This window comes from Geobacillus sp. FSL W8-0026 (assembly GCF_037966255.1).
Taxonomy (GTDB): Bacteria; Bacillota; Bacilli; order Bacillales; family Anoxybacillaceae; genus Geobacillus; species Geobacillus icigianus.
The window spans coordinates 2487831-2506417 of the sequence record NZ_CP150194.1 but is presented as its reverse complement, the minus strand read 5'-3'; the positions used below and the strand labels follow the sequence as shown (position 1 = coordinate 2506417).

Here is an 18587-nt window from a genome sequence, read left to right as displayed (position 1 = left end):
CGTCTTTGAGCGGAGCGGATCATCTGGATGAAATGGGGGGAAGCGAATGAACGTGCTCGAACGGTTGAGCTTTTTTGCCTCGCTGTATGACGTGCATGATCATCCCGAGCGGGGCATGTGGTTGCTTTATATCACCGTACTGTTGCTCGCGGCGTTGGTGTATCGGCTCGGGTTTGCCCGTCGCCTGCCGCTGTTGAAAAACGTCATCATCTATGGATTGCTGGCGCTCGGCTGCACGATTTTAACTTTTTTTGCTGTTTTTTTGCCGGTGGCGGAAGGATTGGCTGTCGCCGCACTCGTATTAATCATATATAAAATTCGGCTGAGGCAGGCGAAAGAGGGAGAAGACGGGTGAGATCCGTGGAAGATGTTCTTGGCCATTGGCTGACCATCCATATTGTCTCCACCGCTCGTCCGCACGATGCCGCGGCGCGCGAAACCGCTTCCTTTTTCCGCTCGCTGCTTGCGAGCGATTTTGGCGTCACCGCGGTCGCGGCCGGCAAAGATGAACAAAGCGGACACTATATTGTCGAATACGAGCGCGGCGGGGAGAAACGTGTCGCCCGGTTTTCAATTGAGCTGGCGGAAGCGATGTGGAGGCAAATGGAGGTCGAGCTGGAAAAATACGGATGGTAACAACGCGGCGCTGAAAGCATTCGCTTTTCAGCGCCGTGTTGTTAGCTCGGTCACCAGTCGTCCCCCGCCCGGTGGCCGCGGTAAAAACGAAATTTTCCTGTCGAAAGCCGCCGCTTCGTTTTTTCACTGATGCGGTCATGGCATTTGTGACACATGTACGTATGGATCGGACGGTTGCGCAGCCGTTTGGCGAGCGGCGATTCATCGTCAATCGTCTCGATTTGATCGCAAAGCACGCATTTGACTCTCATCGTTCACCTCAGGAAAGGGCTAATTTCCCGTCCCATTATACCATAACCGCACCGGAATCGGTTAGCGATTTAAATATTGGTTCGATTGCTTGTTTTGCTGTTCATTGAGCTGCCGCTCCTGCCGTTCGTTCAGCTGTCCATCGTTTTCTTCGGTTGGCGTTGGCGTCGTTTCAAACAAGTCGCTCGGCACTTCCGGCATCACCCGTCCGACAATGTCGGCGATTTCGTTCATGAACGCTTGCACCGGACGGCCATCGTCGATTTGCCGGCCGATGTTGCGCACGCGGGTGTAAAGGTCCGGATCGGCGACAATGATGGCGTTGGCACCGTACGGGTCTTTTTGCAGCGCCTCGGCAACCGAGTATTTGATCGTACCGACGCGCGAGGCATCGACATTGGCGCCGACATCGATGCCGACAATGGCGTATTTGCCGACGACGAGCGCGGCAGCGTCATGGACATTCGGAACGCGGTTGGCGATTTCTGCAAGCCGGCGAGCGATCGCTTGTCCCGATTTCGTTTCTACCCGCTCGTCCACTGTATTTTTCACGCGCACCAGCCTAGAATCGTCCGCCGCCTTGTCGTTTCCTCCGTTGCAGGCGCCTAAAAGCAAACAGCCCACCAACATGAGCAGCCATCCGTTTCGCTTCATCATTTGCCACCTCGACTTTTTTTCTTTAGTTTGCAAATGTCCTTCTATCCTTATACATTTGTTCATAATGTTATACTACAGCTATTCCCATCCGGCGCCGAAGGTGAAAAACGGATATAGGGGGAAAAGAAATTTGGGAAAGAAAATTTATGTGCTGGATACAAACGTTCTTTTGCAAGACCCGTATTCGATTTTCGCGTTTGAGGATAATGAGGTCGTCATTCCCGCCGTCGTCTTAGAGGAAGTCGATTCGAAAAAACGGTACATGGATGAGATCGGCAGAAATGCTCGCCAAGTGTCAAAGCTGATCGATCGCCTGCGCGAAAACGGGAAGCTGCACGAAAAAATTCCGCTGGAAAATGGAGGAACGCTGCGTATCGAATTGAACCATCGCTCGTTTCAACAGTTACAGGAAATTTTTGTTGAAAAAACAAACGACAACCGCATCTTGGCGGTGGCGAAAAATTTATCGCTGGAAGAGCAGGCGAAAGAAGACGGGCGCTCCGTCATTTTGGTAAGCAAAGATGCGCTCGTGCGCGTCAAGGCTGATGCGATCGGGCTGCAGGCGGAAGACTTTTTGAGCGACCGCGTCGTTGATGTCGATCACATTTACACCGGCTTTTTGGAGCTGTACATAGGAAAGGATCACTTGCAGCGGTTTTACGAGAAAGGGGAGCTTGTGCTCGCCGACCTCGCCGACCACCCGTTTTATCCGCACCAGTTCATCATCATGAAAGATGCGTTTGGCAGTTCGGCATCGGCGCTTGGCATCGTCGACCCAAACGGAAAAAAGGTGAAAAAACTCGTGTTTCAAAACGAGCACGTATGGGGAATTAGGCCTCGCAATGTGCAGCAGACGATGGCGTTCGAGCTGCTCATGCGCGATGACATTCCGTTGGTGACATTAATCGGCAAAGCGGGGACGGGAAAAACGTTGCTTGCTCTTGCGGCTGGATTGATGCAAACCGAAGATTTGCGCACGTACAAAAAATTGCTCGTCGCCCGGCCGATTGTGCCGATGGGGAAAGATCTCGGCTTCCTGCCAGGGGAAAAGGAAGAAAAGCTGCGCCCGTGGATGCAGCCGATTTTTGACAATCTCGAATATTTGTTTAACACGAAAAAGCCGGGGGAACTGGACGCGATTTTGGCCGGCATGAGCTCGATCGAGGTGGAAGCCCTCACCTATATTCGCGGTCGGAGCCTGCCCGAGCAGTTTATTATCATCGATGAAGCGCAAAATTTAACGAAGCATGAAGTGAAGACGATTTTGACACGGGTTGGCGAGAAAAGCAAAATCATTTTAATGGGCGATCCGGAACAGATCGACCATCCATATTTGGATGAATATAATAACGGGTTGACGTACGTCGTCGAAACGTTTAAAGATCAAAAAATCGCCGGCCATATCCGCCTTATCAAAGGAGAGCGCTCAGCGCTCGCCCAGCTGGCTGCTGATTTGCTGTAGAAGGTTGGTGAAAAACCGCTGATTCTGTTCATCATATGGAAGAATGAGTGAAAGATCGATGCAACAAGGTTTTTTTCAAAAAATGACACCGCAAAGCCGTATCTGCGATCAAATCACCAGCCTCCTAGCGGCGTAGGGAGCGCCGACCGCAGACGGCCGCGGCGGCGCCCCTTGACAGCCGCTGTTCCCGTCAACGGACGACAAGCCGACGCACGTGGGTGATGGGCGCTTGGCGGTTGGAGCCGTCTTCGAAATAAATGTGCACCGGCCCGTCATCGCGCAGCGGCTTCCCGTTTTGCGAAAACGCAAAAATCAACTCGTACGCCTGTTCCAGCGGGATCGCGATCTCCTCGGTTTCCGTTATGATGACTAACTCCGACGCGTCCTCATGCGGCTCGGCGTTGCGCAAAAACGGAGCGAACGGCATGCCGAACGAACCGGTGACGATTTTCTCTTTCAAAAAGCGCCGCTCCGTTTTCAACGTCGGAGGAAAGACGGCGCCCTCCTGAATTTCCCGATCCCAAAACGCGGACAGCTTTTTCATTTCCTCTTCGTCCTGCTCCGCTTGATCGACCTTTGGCTTTGGCTCTGAAAAATAGGTGTCCAAGTCAATTTTCCGGTCGTCGAAAATCCAAACGCCCGGGTCGAGCGTGATCGTAAAGCGCACGTTTCCTGTCAGCACGATAATCTCACTCATCAAGCATCCTCTCCTCTGCATGTCCCGACTGTTTCTTATCATAAAATAAAACCGAGCGTTTGTCATGTTCGAAGCGAAACCGCTGTCAACGGTTTCAACTTGCAAAATGGGTTGTTTCACGTTAAGATTTAAAGAAGGATAGGGGAGAGAACGGAGGGATGGATGTGACGAACGAAGCGATGAGCCATCGTGAAAAAGCGTACGCGCTTTTGCAGGCAGATGCCGAAAAAATTATCCAGCTCATCCGCGTGCAAATGGACCATTTGACGATGCCGCAATGTCCCGTCTATGAAGAAGTGCTTGATACGCAAATGTTCGGTTTGTCGCGGGAAATCGATTTTGCGGTGCGCCTTGGGCTGGTGGAGGCGAAGGACGGAAAGGCGCTTCTTGATCGGTTGGAGCGGGAACTTTCCGCCTTGCATGAGGCGGTAGCGAAAAAGCGCGTGCGATAAGGATACATGACCACTCAAACGGTTGGCGCGTCCATCGTTTGAGTTTTTCTGTTTTTCGGCAGGAAAATGCCATGCTGCTGCGAATGATTTATGTACATACTCGTTTGCGAGGAAGAGGGACAATGGAACAGCGATTATGGAAAAAAATCATCAAGTGCTATGACTATCCGCTTATTGCCGCCGTCGTGATGCTTTCGCTGTTCGGGCTGATCATGGTGTATAGCGCAAGCATGGTGACAGCGGTCACCGTTTTTGGAGTGTCGAGCGATTACTTTTATGAGCGGCAAAAATTGTGGGTGATCGTCGGTTTGGTTGCTTTTGCGGTTATGATGATGATTCCGTACAAAGTGTGGCGGAACGACCGGCTGGTGAAATTGGTGTTTTTTGCTTCCCCGCTGCTGCTTGTCGCCGTTGCGATTTTTGGCCACACGTCAAACAATGCGACAAGCTGGTTTCGCATCGGCGGGATGTCTTTCCAGCCAGCCGAACTGGCAAAGCTTGGCTTGATTTTGTATTTGTCGGCCGCGTTCGCCAACAAGCGGAAACGGTTGGCTGAACCAGTGAAAAGCAACTTATTTCCCATTTACTATACGTTGTTGATCTGTTTTCTGATCGCCATACAGCCTGACTTCGGTACGGCGGCGATCGTGTTCGTCATCGCCTTGTGCGTTATCGTTTCCTCAGGATTGCGCCTCGGTTTGCTGCTGAAGCAAATGCTGTTTTTTTCTTTGCTCGCTTTCGCCGTTTCGCCGTTTTGGCTGCCGGCCGTCGGCAAAAAAATTTTTTCTCCTGAGCGGATGGCGCGGCTATATAGCTATTTAGATCCGTTTCAGTACGCGGAGACGGACGGCTATCAGCTCATCAATTCATACGTGGCGATCGGGCTCGGCGGTCTGAAAGGGGTCGGGCTGGGCGAAGGGGTGCAAAAATACGGCTATTTGCCGGAAGCGCACACCGACTTCATCATGGCGGTGGTGGCTGAGGAGCTCGGGTTGATTGGCGTCACGTTTACGCTCGGATTATTGGCGTTTATCGTGCTGCGCGGACTTTGGATCGCCCGCCGTTCGAGCGATGCGTTTGGAAGTTTATTAGCCATTGGCATCTCGGTCATGATCGGCTTTCAAACGTTCATTAACATCGGCGGGGTCACTGGGCTCATCCCGATCACCGGCGTGCCGCTGCCGCTTGTCAGTTACGGAGGGACATCGCTCGTTCTCACGATGGCCTCGCTTGGCTTGCTTGTCAATATTTCTATGTTTGTCAACTATGAACAACGATACCGAAACAACAAACGGACGATTCACAGCGAGCAGAAAAGAGGTCTGACTTTTTAGAAAGTGTATTTACAAATCGGCAAAACTTTTATACTTTTATTAAATAAAGGAGAGGAGGGGCAAAATGAGAACGAGACGAATTCGTAAAGTGCTGGTGGCCAACCGCGGCGAGATCGCCATTCGCGTGTTTCGCGCTTGCACGGAGCTCGATATTCGCACGGTGGCGATTTATTCGAAAGAAGACGCGGGATCGTATCATCGCTACAAAGCGGATGAAGCGTATTTGGTCGGCGAGGGGAAAAAGCCGATCGAAGCGTACTTGGACATCGAAGGCATCATCGAGATCGCCAAAGCTCACGATGTCGACGCCATCCACCCGGGATACGGGTTTTTGTCGGAAAACATTCAATTTGCCAAACGATGCCGCGAGGAAGGGCTCATTTTCATCGGTCCGAACGAAGAGCATTTAGATATGTTCGGCGATAAAGTGAAGGCGCGCCATGCCGCCATGAAGGCGGGCATTCCCGTCATCCCGGGCAGCGACGGACCGGTCGGCAGCCTTGAGGATGTCGTTCGCTTTGCCGAGACGCATGGATACCCGATCATCATTAAAGCAGCGCTTGGCGGTGGCGGGCGCGGCATGCGCATCGTTCGCTCGAAGGCGGAGTTGAAGGAAGCGTTCGATCGCGCCAAATCAGAGGCGAGAGCAGCGTTTGGCAGCGATGACGTCTACGTTGAAAAGCTGATCGAAAAGCCGAAGCACATTGAAGTGCAAATTTTGGGCGACCACGAAGGAAACATCGTCCACCTTTATGAACGCGACTGCTCGGTGCAGCGCCGCCATCAAAAAGTCGTCGAGGTCGCGCCGAGCGTCTCGTTGTCGGACGAGCTGCGCGAGCGCATTTGCGAGGCGGCGGTGCAGCTGATGAGAAGCGTCGGCTACGTCAACGCCGGCACGGTCGAGTTTCTCGTCTCCGGCGATGAATTTTATTTCATCGAAGTCAATCCGCGCATTCAAGTTGAGCATACGATCACCGAAATGATCACCGGGATTGACATCGTACAGTCGCAACTTTTAATCGCCGACGGCTTTTCGCTTCACAGCCCGGACGTCGGCATTCCAAAGCAGGAAGACATCCGCGTCAACGGTTATGCCATTCAATCGCGGGTAACGACCGAAGATCCGCTCAACAACTTTATGCCGGATACGGGAAAAATTATGGCGTATCGTTCCGGCGGGGGCTTCGGCGTGCGCTTGGACGCCGGCAACGGCTTCCAAGGGGCGGTCATTACGCCGTATTACGATTCGCTGCTCGTCAAAGTGTCGACATGGGCGTTGACGTTTGAGCAGGCGGCGAGAAAAATGCTGCGCAACTTGCGCGAATTCCGCATTCGCGGCATTAAAACGAACATTCCGTTTTTGGAAAACGTCGTGCAGCATCCGAAGTTTTTGTCCGGGGAATACGATACGTCATTTATCGATACGACGCCGGAATTGTTTGTATTCCCGCGCCGAAAAGACCGCGGGACGAAAATGCTGACGTACATCGGCACGGTGACGGTCAACGGCTTCCCGGGCATCGGCAAAAAGAAAAAGCCGGTGTTTGACAAGCCGCGCGTGCCGAAGGTGAGCCAAACGGAGCCGATCCCAGCTGGGACGAAGCAAATTTTGGATGAGCGCGGACCTGAAGGGCTTGTTCGCTGGATTCAAGAGCAGCCGCGCGTATTGCTCACCGATACGACGTTCCGCGATGCGCATCAGTCGCTGCTCGCGACGCGCGTCCGCACGATCGATTTAGTCCGAATTGCCGAACCGACTGCCCGACTGTTGCCGAACTTGTTTTCGCTTGAAATGTGGGGCGGGGCGACGTTCGACGTGGCGTACCGCTTTTTGAAAGAGGATCCATGGGATCGGCTGCTCAAGCTGCGCGAGCGCATCCCGAACGTGCTGTTCCAAATGCTGCTCCGCTCGGCCAACGCCGTCGGGTATAAAAACTATCCGGACAACGTCATCCGCGAGTTTGTGGAAAAATCGGCGCAGGCCGGCATCGATGTGTTCCGCATTTTCGACAGCTTAAACTGGGTGAAAGGCATGACGGTGGCGATCGATGCCGTCCGGCAAAGCGGCAAAATCGCTGAGGCGACGATTTGCTATACGGGCGATATTTTGGACCCGAACCGGCCGAAGTACAATTTGGAGTATTACAAAGCGTTGGCGAAAGAGCTCGAGCAAGCCGGCGCGCACATGTTAGGCATTAAAGATATGGCCGGGCTCTTGAAGCCGCAGGCGGCGTACGTGCTCATTTCCGCGCTCAAGGAAACGGTCGACATTCCGATCCATTTGCATACGCATGACACGAGCGGCAACGGCATATATACGTACGCGAAAGCGATCGAAGCCGGCGTCGATATCGTCGATGTCGCCGTCAGCTCGATGGCCGGCTTGACGTCACAGCCGAGCGCCAATACGCTCTACTATGCGCTTGAAGGAACGGAGCGGGCGCCGGAGGTCGATAGTTACGGCTTGGAGCAGTTGGCCCGCTATTGGGAAGACGTGCGCAAGTTTTACCAAGAGTTTGAAAGCGGCATGAACGCCCCGCATACGGAAGTATACATGCATGAGATGCCAGGCGGCCAGTACAGCAACCTGCAGCAGCAGGCAAAAGCGGTCGGCCTCGGCGATCGCTGGGATGAAGTGAGAGAAATGTACCGCCGCGTCAACGACTTGTTCGGCGATATCGTCAAAGTGACGCCGTCATCGAAAGTCGTCGGCGACATGGCGCTTTACATGGTGCAAAACAACTTGACGGAGCAAGACATTTTTGAACGCGGCGAAACGCTCAATTTCCCGGACTCGGTCGTCGAGTTTTTCGAAGGCTATTTAGGCCAGCCGCACGGCGGATTCCCGAAAGAGCTGCAGCGCATTATTTTGAAAGGGCGGGAGCCGATCACCGTTCGTCCGGGCGAGCTGCTCGAGCCGGTGGATTTCGAGCAAATCAAGCGGGAGCTGTACGACAAACTCGGCCGCGAAGTGACCGACTTTGACGCCATCGCCTACGCGCTGTATCCGAAAGTGTTTTTGGAATATGCCGAAACGGTGGAAAAATACGGCGACATTTCGGTGCTCGATACGCCAACGTTCCTGTATGGCATGCGCCTTGGCGAAGAGATCGAAGTGGAGATCGAGCGCGGCAAAACGCTCATCGTCAAGCTCGTGTCGATCGGCCAGCCGCAGGCGGACGGGACGCGCGTCGTTTACTTTGAGCTGAACGGCCAGCCGCGCGAAGTCATCATCCGCGATGAAAGCATCAAGGCGGCCGTCGCTGAGCGCATCAAGGCCGATCGGACGAATCCGAACCACATCGCCGCCACCATGCCGGGCACGGTCGTGAAGGTGCTCGTGGAAAAAGGTGAAAAAGTGGATAAAGGCGACCATTTAATGGTCACGGAAGCGATGAAGATGGAAACGACGGTGCAGGCGCCGTTTGCCGGCGTTGTCAAAGACATTTACGTCAAAAGCGGCGACGCCATTCAAGCGGGGGATTTGCTGATCGAGCTGTCCAAATGAAACTGTTCATCGCGCGCAAAAAGAGGGTGTCCCAAACGGATCGGGACACCCTCTTTCGTTGCTCTCTATACGTGCTGACTGCTTCTGCCGCACGATCGGTTGTGCCGATCTTGAAGGCAGATACCTTTTCGGTCAGCCCCTTTTGGTTTGCGGACGGACGAACGTCATTTCAACGTCACCGGCGCCGCTTCCCGCGCTGAATGGTCGGCGGCTTTTGCCGGCTTGCGGCGAGTGCGGAGCGCCAAAAGCAATAAATAGCTGAGCACGCCGAACAGGCAGGAAATGAAAAAGGCATGCGCCAAGGCAACGTATAAATTCAGCTGCGTAAACACGACAAGCGCGCCAGTCGTCATTTGCGCAAGCACGAGACAGAGGGCGATCAGCCACCCGTAGTAGATGACCGGCTGCCCGCGATAATGGCGCACAGCATGGATCGCGGCCGCGGCGATCCAAATAATGATGACGGCGGCGGCCAACCGATGACCCATCTGCACCCATTCATGAAATTGAACCGGAAGGATGCGCGTTTTCGTGCACAGCGGCCAGCTCGGACAGGCGAGGCTGGCGTTCGTATGACGCACCAGCGCCCCGGTGTAGACGACGATATACGAATAAATGATGATGCCGTAAATATGAAACCGCATTTGGCCGTCAAGGGAAAGCGAAGTGGCAGAAAACATGTTGTCGATTTCAAAAATCAGCAATGTCAGCAACAGCACAGCGGCGAACGAAATGAGCGAAATGCCGAAATGCAAGGCGAGGACGAAATCGGACTGCCCCCACACGACCGCGGCGGCGCCGATCAGCCCTTGCAAAACGAGAAAGGCGAACGATAGGACGGCCAAAAACTTCGTCTCCCGCACATGGCCAATGGCTCTCCACGTCCAGATGGAAAGGATGAGCACCATGATGCCGGCCAGTCCGGAGACGAGCCGATGGCTCAGCTCAATGATGAGTTCAGGCGTCACGCGGTCCGGCACCCATTGGCCGTTGCACAGCGGCCACGACCGGCCGCAGCCCATCCCGGATCCCGTTTTGGTCACAAGCGCGCCGCCGATCAGGACAAACAGCATCGCCAACGTCGTTGCCGAGGCAAACCATTTTAGTGAACGTTGCAAAATCTTCACCTTCTTGTATTGAGAAATTGGGATTTTGTCCATATTAGTAAAGTAATGGATTTTACCACAGCCAACCGGGCTGCGAAGCCAAATCTATTTTACACGATGGCGCCAAGAAACACAAAATGACGTTTTCGTATTGAATAAGTTGAATAAGTTTGCTAGAAATATTAATGGGACAAGCGAAAGCGCCGCTTGGTGTCCGCTGATTCAAAAATTTGACACAAATTATTTAAAAAAAGTTCACATGATGAAAAGAAAATGTGATTTAATATAAAGAGAAGCAGTATGTGCTAATCGCGTGCTTTGGCTGTTCGGAGGCATCGCCGGCCAAGCAGGATAACGGCGCCGTAGGGACGAGGCGGCGCGGCGAGGAGGAACTAGGAACATGGCTGATTTGAAAGCGGTACATCAGACAGTGAACGATGTCGGGCATCGTTCAGAGGCAAGTGTGAAGGCCGTTTGGAGAGAGTTGTCGTCGGTTGTCAAAATCGGGATCGTGAATTCCAATTTGATTACAACGTTCGCCGGGATGTGGCTGGCGTTTTATTTTACGGGAGAGCATTTTTTGGAAAACTTGCATCTTGTCTTTTTTGCGCTGTTTGGGGCGGCGCTTGTCATCGCCGGTTCATGCGCCATCAACAACTATATTGATCGCGATATCGACCGCTATATGGAGCGGACGAAAACGAGGCCGACCGTGACCGGGACGATGGATGCACGGCGCGTGCTTTGGGCGGGGATCGCGCTCGTTTTCATCGGCGAAATGAGTTTGCTGATGACAACGGTTACGGCGGCGATCGTGGGATTGATCGGTATGGTGACGTACGTGTTTTTGTACACGCTTTGGACAAAGCGCCATTACACGGTCAACACGATCGTCGGCAGCATTTCCGGCGCCGTTCCTCCAGTGATTGGCTGGACGGCGGTCGATCCGAATTTTCATGTCGTTCCGCTCGTCTTATTTTTCATCATGTTTTTATGGCAGCCGCCTCACTTTTTGGCGCTGGCGATGAAGCGGTGCGAGGAATACCGCGCTGCTGGCATTCCGATGCTGCCGGTCGTCCACGGCTTTGCCATCACGAAGCGGCAAATTGTCGTTTGGGTAGCGTGTTTGCTGCCGCTTCCGTTCTATTTGTTTTCGCTAGGCGTCCCGTTTTTAACCGTGGCGACGCTGTTAAACATCGGTTGGCTGCTGCTTGGGCTTGCCGGCTTTAAGATGGAAGACGATTTGAAATGGGCGAAGTGGATGTTCGTCTATTCGCTCAACTATTTGACGATTTTGTTTGTGGCCATGGTGATCGCCACGCTTTGGTGAACAGGGTCAAATTCTTTCTCTAATGAAAGAATTGATATACATTTCTCCACATCAAAGATCAATGAAAGAGGGGTTTGGTGAAGCTATGAAGAAGGGGCTGCGTAACTGGCGCTTATTTTCCTTGTTCGGGATGATGGCGCTGTTGCTCGCCGGCTGTGGCAAGCCGTTTTTATCGACGCTTCAGCCTGCCGGTGAAGTGGCGGACATGCAGTATTCGCTCATGCTGTTGAGCACGTCGATTATGGTGCTCGTCATTATCGTTGTAGCGATTATCTTCGTTTATGTCGTCATCCGTTTCCGGCGTCGCAAAGGGGAAGAAAATAAAATTCCGAAGCAAGTGGAAGGAAGCCATAAGTTAGAAATTATTTGGACTGTCATTCCGATTATTCTCTTGCTAATTTTAGCAGTGCCTACAGTGTTGGCAACTTTTAAGCTGGCTGATGTCAAAGCGATGAATGTGAAAAAACGCGATAAAGATGCCGTTGTTGTCAACGTGCGTGCCAATTTGTATTGGTGGGAATTTGAATACCCGGATTATGGCATCATTACAAGCCAAGACTTAGTCGTGCCGACGAATGAAAAAGTGTATTTTAACTTGAGTGCGTCGGATGTCAAGCACTCGTTCTGGATTCCAGCGGTCGGCGGCAAAATGGACACAAACACCGACAACAAAAACCAATTTTGGCTCGTTTTTGACCAAAAAGCGACAGACAAAGCGGGCGGCATCTTTTACGGCAAATGCGCGGAACTTTGCGGTCCGTCCCATGCGTTGATGGATTTTAAAGTGCGTCCGCTGCCGCGCGATCAGTTTGACGCTTGGGTGAAGAAAATGCAAAACGCGAAAAAGCCGGTTGTGACTGATCCGGTCGCCAAACAAGGGGAAGCGATTTTCAACAAAAGCTGTATCGGCTGCCATGCGGTGACGCCTTTGGATAAACGTCCTGCGCAAGCTCGCACAGCGCCCAACTTGGCGAACTTCGGCGATCGCGAACGGATTGCCGGCATTTTGGAACACAACGAAGAAAACTTGAAAAAATGGCTGCGAAATCCTGCACGCGTCAAGCCAGGAAACAAAATGTCAGGTACATACGGACACTTGACGGAAGAGCAAATTGACGCATTGGCAAAATATTTGATGAGCTTAAAAGTCGAATAAAGGGGTAAAGGGAGGTTTCACTGTGAGCACGATCACTCGCAAAAAGGGTGTTGGCGCCGTTTTATGGGATTACCTGACGACGGTGGATCATAAGAAAATCGCCCATCTATATTTAATTGCTGGCGGTCTGTTCTTCCTGCTCGGCGGCCTTGAGGCGTTGTTCATCCGCATTCAGCTCGCGAAGCCAAACAACGATTTCCTCGTCGGTGGGCTGTATAACGAAGTGCTGACGATGCATGGAACGACGATGATTTTCTTGGCTGCCATGCCGCTTCTGTTCGCCTTTATGAACGCGGTCGTGCCGCTGCAAATCGGCGCGCGCGATGTGGCGTTCCCGTATTTGAACGCGCTTGGCTTTTGGATGTTCTTTTTCGGCGGGTTGTTCCTAAACTGTTCGTGGTTTTTAGGCGGGGCGCCTGATGCCGGCTGGACGTCGTACGCGTCGCTGTCGCTTGCTTCGAAGGCGCACCACGGCATTGATTTTTATACGCTTGGTCTGCAAATTTCTGGGTTTGGAACGATTATGGGGGCGGTAAACTTTTTGGTGACGATCATCAATATGCGCGCCCCAGGCATGACGTTTATGCGCATGCCGATGTTCACATGGGCGACGTTTGTGACGTCGGCGCTCATCTTGTTTGCGTTTCCACCGTTGACGGTCGGCTTGATTTTCATGATGATGGATCGGCTGTTTGGCGGCAACTTTTTCAATCCGGCCGCTGGCGGCAATACGATCATTTGGGAGCATTTGTTCTGGATTTTTGGACATCCTGAAGTATATATTTTGATATTGCCTAGTTTTGGTATTTTTTCAGAGATTTTTGCGACGTTTTCACGCAAGCGGCTGTTCGGCTATTCATCGATGGTGTTTGCCACTGTACTGATCGCCTTTTTCGGGTTTATGGTATGGGCGCACCACATGTTCACCGTCGGGATGGGGCCGGTCGCGAACGCCATCTTTGCCGTCGCGACGATGGCGATCGCCGTGCCGACAGGGGTGAAAATTTTCAACTGGCTGTTTACGATGTGGGGCGGAAGTATCAAATTCACAACGCCGATGTATTATGCGGTTGCTTTCATTCCATCATTCGTTATGGGCGGAGTGACAGGGGTCATGTTATCGGCGGCGGCGGCCGACTATCAGTATCATGACAGCTATTTCGTCGTCGCCCACTTCCATTACGTCATCGTTGGCGGGGTTGTGTTTGCTTTGCTCGCGGGTGCGCATTATTGGTGGCCGAAAATGTTTGGCCGCATGCTCAATGAAACGCTCGGTAAAATCTCGTTCTGGTTGTTCTTTATCGGGTTCCATCTGACGTTTTTCATCCAGCATTTCCTCGGGCTGACGGGGATGCCGCGCCGCGTGTTCACGTACTTGCCGAACCAAGGCTGGGAGACAGGCAACCTTGTCAGCACGATCGGGGCGTTCTTTATGGCGGCCGCTACGGTCATCTTGCTCATTAACATCGTGATCACGACGGCAAAAGGGGAAAAAGTGGCGGGCGACGCGTGGGGCGACGGCCGCACGCTCGAATGGGCGATCGCTTCGCCGCCGCCGGTGTACAACTTCGCGCAAACCCCGCTCGTCCGCGGGTTGGATGCCTTCTGGATCGAAAAAATGGAAGGCAAAAAAGAGCTGACGCCAGCTGAACCGCTTGGCGATATCCATATGCCGAATTCGTCGTTTTTGCCGTTTGTCACGGCGTTCGGTTTGTTTGTCGCCGCCTTTGGCTTCACGTATCATAACGATGCCCAATGGGGATTGCCGGTCGGCATTCTCGGCTTGCTCATTACGTTCGGTTCGATGTTCTTGCGCTCAGTGATCGATGATCACGGCTTCCACATTCATAAAGAGGAAGTGCTCGAACTTGAGAAGAAGGAGGCGAACGCCTGATGCACGTGGAAGAAAAACTGACGGCCGAGACGTTCCCGGCCGCGCCGGAGCGCGCCACGCTTGAAGGGAAAAATAAATTTCTCGGCTTTTGGCTCTTTTTAGGCGGGGAGACGGTGCTGTTCGCCTCTCTCTTCGCCACCTATTTGGCGCTCAAAGACAAAACGAACGGCGGCCCTTCGGCGGAAGAGCTGTTTCAAATGCCGGTCGTCTTTATGGCGACGATGCTTCTGTTAACGAGCAGCTTGACGAGCGTGTATGCCATCTATCATATGAAAAATTTTGACTTTAAAAAAATGCAGCTTTGGTTTGGCATTACCGTGCTGCTTGGCGCCGGGTTTTTGGGCTTAGAGATTTATGAGTTTACGGAATACGTACATGAAGGCCATAAATTTACGACGAGCGCCTTCGCGTCCTCGTTTTACACGCTCGTCGGCACGCACGGAAGCCACGTCGCGTTCGGGCTGCTTTGGATTTTGACGCTCATGATTCGCAATGCCAAGCGTGGGCTTGATTTATACAACGCCCCGAAGTTTTACGTCGCGAGCTTGTACTGGCACTTTATCGACGTCGTCTGGGTGTTCATTTTTACCGTTGTATACTTGATGGGAATGGTGGGGTGAACGTATGGCGAACCAAACGAACTCTGGAAATGAACGCGTCGATCTCGCGTACCGTCGCCGGAAAAACGCGGAAGAGATGCGTCATCAAATGATCGCCTTTGTGTTGATGATTTTGCTGACGCTGGTCGCTTTCGCTGCCGTTGGGTACGAAGAGTTTTCCCATTGGTTTGTCGTTCCGTTTATTTTGCTTTTGGCCGCCGTGCAAGTCGCTTTCCAGCTGTATTATTTCATGCATATGAGCCATAAAGGCCACGAGTTTCCGGCCATGTTTATTTACGGCGGTGTAGCGGTGATGCTTTTACTTGTTTGGGCGTTTACAACTGTGATTTGGTGGTAAAAAGCAAAGGGGGATCGGGGATTGCCGATTTCCCCTTTTTTTGCAATAACACTGTCACCGCTCCGTGTAGTATAATGGGGAAGGACAGTGAGGAGGGGATTTGTATGTTTTCATCGCTGCAAATGTTTGGCCCCGTTGCTCTTTGGAGCCCGTTCTTTTTCCTTAGCTTGGCGGTGGTCGCGCTGTTGTATGCCGGAATGACCGGACGGTGGCGGAAGCGGTTGGGCTTTGACGTTCCTGTCCCTCGTAAGCAAAAAGTGTATTTTTTTACAGGGATCGCTCTCCTTTACGTATGCAAAGGCTCTCCGCTCGATTTGCTCGGTCATTTGACGTTCACCGCCCACATGGTGCAAATGGCCGTGTTGTATTTGATCGTGCCGCAATGCTTCATCTTAGGCATTCCGGGGCCGCTGTATGAGCGAGTTTTCCGCGTTGCGGCCGTGCGCCGCGTATTTCGGCTGTTGACAAAGCCGATTGTAGCGCTGCTGCTGTTTAACGGCTTGTTTTCTCTTTATCACGTTCCGTTCATTTTTGACGGGGTGAAAACGAATATGTGGTTGCACGCGTTGGTGACCTCCGTGATTTTCATTGCCGCGTTTTGCATGTGGTGGCCGCTCGTCAACAAGCTGCCCGATTGGCAGACGCTGTCCGGATTAAAAAAAATGGGCTACATTTTCGCTGACGGCATGCTGCTGACGCCGGCTTGTGCGCTCATTATTTTTGCCGATGCGCCGCTTTATGCGACGTATACCGATCCGAAAGCATGGATGGCGGCACTGGCTCTATGCGTTCCTCAAGGGACGTTGGCTTCGCTTGATTTGACTGGACCGCAAATGTTTTTATCGATGTCGCCGCTTCATGATCAGCAGCTTGGCGGTGTGCTGATGAAAATCATTCAAGAGATTGTGTACGGAACGATGCTATTTTTCATCTTCAGTGACTGGTATCGGAAGGAGCGGGAGAAAGAGCCGAACTTGGATATGGAGCTTAAACCGACCCAATGATCAGAGGAAAGGGAGAGAAACGATGGCTGTTTTACCGACGATCAGTACAAGCTGCATTGTGATCAGCGCCCTTCTTGTTGCTTACGGCTGGTATTTAATCAGCCGCCGGCGGGTCGAGGCGCATAAAAAAGTGATGCTGACCGCGGCGGTGTTCGCCCTCCTGTTTTTCACGATCTACATGTCGCGGACGTTGTTTATTGGCAATACGAGTTTTGGCGGACCGGAAACGGTGAAAGTGTATTACACGGTATTTCTCGTTTTTCACATCGTTTTAGCGACCGTAGGGGCGGTGTTTGGCCTTGTGACCATTTGGACAGGGCTGAAGGATCAACGGGGTCGCCACCGCCGCTTAGGGCCGGTTACGAGCATCATTTGGTTCGGCAGCGCCTCGACCGGGGTCGTCGTTTATTGGCTTCTTTACGTGCTTTACCCGGGCGGACAGACGACGTCGCTCCTCAAGGCGATTTTAGGTTTTTAGCCGGCCGAATGACGCCGGCCGGCCGCGCTGCATAGCATAACATAAACAGAGAATGCAGAGCGGGGGGAGAGCGGTGAATACGTTCCGATACCGGAGGCGGAGCGCCGTGGAGGCGACGTTGCTGATGATTGTGATGATGTGTGTGCAGGAGCAACGCGATGTCGTTCTTGACGACTGTGAAGCGCTTGTCATAGCAGGACAAGATGGACGGTGCCGCGTGCTTGTGAAGCTGTCTTTGCACTACGGAGCGCCGGTGATGGCCGTTTGCCGCCAGTTGCAGCGACAAATTGCCGAGGAAATCGCGGCGATGACCCCGTATGTAGCGGAGGCGGTTGATGTGGTGGTCAAACGGCTCGCCATGCCGTGAAAAAACGCATGAGCGCAAACGTCTCATGCGTTTTTTCCTTACTCTTTGATCTTCTCGATTTCGCTTTTGACTTGGGCCAATGCCTTTTGACACTGGTTGACGAGGGAAGACGGAAAATGTTCATCTTCGCCATACTCGACGCCGTGCGGATAGTAATGTTTGCCTAAAATCGGTGTGAGCAATTTGATGAGCGCATAACGCGAATCAACGTCGCCTTCGATGGCGTACCCTTGGACGCGCAAATAGTACGTCCCTTCTTTCACAACGTATTTGCGGTCGTATGTAACCCGCTCGTAGTCCCATTGCCCCGCGCGCACAAAGCCGAGGCGCTCCATAATGTCATCAAGGCGGGACAGTTCAACCGTCTGATTTTCCAGTCCGCTATTTTCAAATTTCATGCTTCTTCCTCCTAACAACGCAGTATGGAAAGCGCCAAAAAGAAATGATCCTCTCATTTATAATAGTACGAAAACGGTTTGTTTTTCAACGAATTGTTTGCCGCCGTTGCCGTTTCGTCTTGCATTTTTTCCCGCGCCGAAGCGCACAATATAGAACGGAAAAGTTCCATGGGCAATGGTTTGCCCTCCACTGGGGATGAACATCCGGCTCAGTTCGGAATTTTCATGGGGAGCGATGTAACATCGACTCGGGGATGAAAGTGACCGTTTGCTGACGGGATTTTCGCAGAGAAGTTCCATGGGCAGCGAACCCTGCCCTCGACCCGTGGATAAAAATTACGCGCTAGTGCGGCGTTTTTACGGAAAAGATCCATGGGCAACGTTTTGCCCTCTACCCGAGGATGAACATCCGCGTCAGTGCGGCATTTTCACAGAAAGGAGGAAAATCATGCAAACGGTGCGGGATATTATGTCGACGGATGTGCAGTATTGCACCCCGCTTGACAATATGTATGAAGCGGCGGTAAAGATGCGCGATTTCGATATCGGGGCCATTCCGATCGTTGATGAGGGGCGGCTTGTCGGAATGATTACGGACCGCGACCTCGTCGTGCGCGGCATCGCGGAAAAGCATCCGGGCTCGACAGCGGTGACGGAAGTGATGAGCCGCGATATTACGGCGGTTTCTCCCGATGATTCCGTGCAGGCGGCGGCCGATCTGATGGCGCACCATCAAATTCGCCGCCTCCCGGTCGTTGAGAATGGCCGGTTGGTCGGGATGGTTTCCCTCGGCGATTTGGCGGTGAATCGTTATTCCGATGAACGGGCTGGCCGCGCGTTAAGCGACATTTCCGAACCGGCCCGCCATCCGTAGGACGCCGGAGCTTGTGCCGCTTTTTTCG

The 18587-nt window shown here is 52.7% G+C and carries 21 protein-coding genes; 15 read left to right on the top strand and 6 right to left on the bottom strand.

Features of this window, described 5'->3' with window-relative positions; all coding sequences use genetic code 11:
• Positions 1–46: 46 nt before the first annotated feature.
• Positions 47–355 (top strand): YlaH-like family protein, encoded by a 309-nt coding sequence (locus NST29_RS12540; RefSeq protein WP_033022129.1) that lies wholly within the window; start codon positions 47–49, stop codon positions 353–355.
• Positions 352–636, top strand: a complete 285-nt coding sequence (locus NST29_RS12535; RefSeq protein ID WP_339232210.1) for a hypothetical protein — start codon at positions 352–354, stop codon at positions 634–636. Before NST29_RS12540 ends, NST29_RS12535 begins: the two co-directional genes overlap by 4 nt.
• A gap of 50 nt (positions 637–686) precedes the next feature.
• On the opposite strand, the gene NST29_RS12530 is transcribed toward NST29_RS12535, so the two are convergent.
• Positions 687–887 (bottom strand): YlaI family protein, encoded by a 201-nt coding sequence (locus NST29_RS12530; RefSeq protein ID WP_033022131.1) that lies wholly within the window; start codon positions 885–887, stop codon positions 687–689.
• Between the two features lie 61 nt (positions 888–948).
• Positions 949–1539 carry a YhcN/YlaJ family sporulation lipoprotein gene (locus tag NST29_RS12525; RefSeq protein ID WP_033022132.1) on the bottom strand — a complete coding sequence of 197 codons (591 nt, stop codon included), beginning with the start codon at positions 1537–1539 and terminating at the stop codon, positions 949–951.
• Positions 1540–1672: 133 nt separating this feature from the next.
• On the opposite strand from NST29_RS12525, the gene NST29_RS12520 reads away from it, so the two are divergent.
• Positions 1673–3004, top strand: coding sequence for a PhoH family protein (locus tag NST29_RS12520; RefSeq protein WP_033022134.1), 1332 nt, complete (start codon positions 1673–1675; stop codon positions 3002–3004).
• Between the two features lie 190 nt (positions 3005–3194).
• Here the strand turns inward: NST29_RS12520 and NST29_RS12515 are convergent, their stop codons facing one another.
• The gene (locus NST29_RS12515; RefSeq protein ID WP_033022135.1) at positions 3195–3701 is read right to left on the bottom strand and encodes a hypothetical protein; all 507 of its coding nucleotides are present in this window, start codon (positions 3699–3701) and stop codon (positions 3195–3197) included.
• Positions 3702–3865: 164 nt separating this feature from the next.
• Here NST29_RS12515 and NST29_RS12510 point away from each other — a divergent pair, with 164 nt between their 5' ends.
• The 3 genes from NST29_RS12510 (at position 3866) to pyc (ending at position 8995) form a co-directional block, all read left to right on the top strand.
• On the top strand, positions 3866–4153 hold the full coding sequence (locus NST29_RS12510) for a YlaN family protein (RefSeq protein ID WP_033022310.1): 288 nt from the start codon (positions 3866–3868) through the stop codon (positions 4151–4153).
• Positions 4154–4275: 122 nt separating this feature from the next.
• Positions 4276–5487, top strand: coding sequence for a putative lipid II flippase FtsW (gene ftsW / locus NST29_RS12505; protein ID WP_033022136.1), 1212 nt, complete (start codon positions 4276–4278; stop codon positions 5485–5487).
• Between the two features lie 64 nt (positions 5488–5551).
• Positions 5552–8995, top strand: a complete 3444-nt coding sequence (pyc, locus tag NST29_RS12500; protein WP_339232209.1) for a pyruvate carboxylase — start codon at positions 5552–5554, stop codon at positions 8993–8995.
• A 164-nt stretch (positions 8996–9159) separates the two neighbouring features.
• Here the strand turns inward: pyc and NST29_RS12495 are convergent, their stop codons facing one another.
• The gene (locus NST29_RS12495; RefSeq protein ID WP_033022140.1) at positions 9160–10113 is read right to left on the bottom strand and encodes a heme A synthase; all 954 of its coding nucleotides are present in this window, start codon (positions 10111–10113) and stop codon (positions 9160–9162) included.
• A 388-nt stretch (positions 10114–10501) separates the two neighbouring features.
• On the opposite strand from NST29_RS12495, the gene cyoE reads away from it, so the two are divergent.
• From cyoE to NST29_RS12455, 8 genes are all read left to right on the top strand, one after another.
• Entirely contained in the window at positions 10502–11431 is a 930-nt protein-coding gene (cyoE, locus tag NST29_RS12490; protein ID WP_033022142.1) for a heme o synthase, read from the top strand.
• Between the two features lie 85 nt (positions 11432–11516).
• A complete protein-coding gene (gene coxB, locus NST29_RS12485) occupies positions 11517–12587 on the top strand; it encodes a cytochrome c oxidase subunit II (protein WP_033022144.1) in 1071 nt (356 codons plus the stop codon).
• 22 nt (positions 12588–12609) lie between these two features.
• On the top strand, positions 12610–14481 hold the full coding sequence (ctaD, locus tag NST29_RS12480) for a cytochrome c oxidase subunit I (RefSeq protein ID WP_033022145.1): 1872 nt from the start codon (positions 12610–12612) through the stop codon (positions 14479–14481).
• Complete coding sequence (gene ctaE / locus NST29_RS12475; RefSeq protein ID WP_033022147.1) at positions 14481–15101, top strand: cytochrome c oxidase subunit III; 621 nt, start codon at positions 14481–14483, stop codon at positions 15099–15101. The genes ctaD and ctaE overlap by 1 nt, the downstream gene beginning before the upstream one ends.
• 4 nt (positions 15102–15105) lie before the next feature.
• On the top strand, positions 15106–15438 hold the full coding sequence (gene ctaF / locus NST29_RS12470) for a cytochrome c oxidase subunit IVB (RefSeq protein ID WP_033022149.1): 333 nt from the start codon (positions 15106–15108) through the stop codon (positions 15436–15438).
• Between the two features lie 104 nt (positions 15439–15542).
• On the top strand, positions 15543–16442 hold the full coding sequence (gene ctaG / locus NST29_RS12465) for a cytochrome c oxidase assembly factor CtaG (protein ID WP_033022151.1): 900 nt from the start codon (positions 15543–15545) through the stop codon (positions 16440–16442).
• Positions 16443–16464: 22 nt separating this feature from the next.
• The gene (locus NST29_RS12460; protein WP_033022152.1) at positions 16465–16920 is read left to right on the top strand and encodes a DUF420 domain-containing protein; all 456 of its coding nucleotides are present in this window, start codon (positions 16465–16467) and stop codon (positions 16918–16920) included.
• A 73-nt stretch (positions 16921–16993) separates the two neighbouring features.
• A complete protein-coding gene (locus NST29_RS12455; protein WP_033022155.1) occupies positions 16994–17287 on the top strand; it encodes an Asp23/Gls24 family envelope stress response protein in 294 nt (97 codons plus the stop codon).
• Between the two features lie 38 nt (positions 17288–17325).
• Here NST29_RS12455 and NST29_RS12450 read toward each other — a convergent pair whose 3' ends face one another.
• Together NST29_RS12450 and NST29_RS12445 are read right to left on the bottom strand one after the other, a co-directional pair.
• On the bottom strand, positions 17326–17685 hold the full coding sequence (locus tag NST29_RS12450; RefSeq protein WP_033022157.1) for a YugN family protein: 360 nt from the start codon (positions 17683–17685) through the stop codon (positions 17326–17328).
• A 53-nt stretch (positions 17686–17738) separates the two neighbouring features.
• Positions 17739–17861, bottom strand: coding sequence for a hypothetical protein (locus NST29_RS12445; RefSeq protein WP_268746099.1), 123 nt, complete (start codon positions 17859–17861; stop codon positions 17739–17741).
• A gap of 272 nt (positions 17862–18133) precedes the next feature.
• Here NST29_RS12445 and NST29_RS12440 point away from each other — a divergent pair, with 272 nt between their 5' ends.
• A complete protein-coding gene (locus NST29_RS12440; protein ID WP_033022159.1) occupies positions 18134–18559 on the top strand; it encodes a CBS domain-containing protein in 426 nt (141 codons plus the stop codon).
• The last annotated feature ends 28 nt before the right edge of the window (positions 18560–18587 follow it).